Annotated in this window: 2 rRNA genes; both read left to right on the top strand. The window is 54.9% G+C overall.

What is annotated here, in order from left to right:
* A 16S ribosomal RNA gene (locus KJS57_RS26170) occupies positions 1 to 112 on the top strand; the annotation flags it as partial.
* Positions 113 to 213: 101 nt separating this feature from the next.
* Positions 214 to 297 (top strand): 5S ribosomal RNA (rrf, locus tag KJS57_RS26175); the annotation flags it as partial.

The raw sequence follows: 297 nt of genomic DNA on the forward strand, positions 1-297 counted from the left end.
CGAAGTCGGTGAGGTAACCGCAAGGAGCCAGCCGCCGAAGGTGGGGTAGATGATTGGGGTGAAGTCGTAACAAGGTAGCCGTATCGGAAGGTGCGGCTGGATCACCTCCTTTCTATGGAGAATCGTTTCCTGCAACGGAAACATTCAAATACAAATCAGGTTTAGGCCTGTTACTCACTCGTTGGTCAGTTTTGAGAGTTCAACTCTCGCGCGTTTGGTGGCGATGGCGGAGGGGTTCCACGCGTACCCATCCCGAACACGACCGTTAAGCCCTCCAGCGCCGATGGTACTTGGACC

Source organism: Paenibacillus vini (assembly GCF_018403325.1).
GTDB lineage: Bacteria > Bacillota > Bacilli > Paenibacillales > Paenibacillaceae > Fontibacillus > Fontibacillus vini.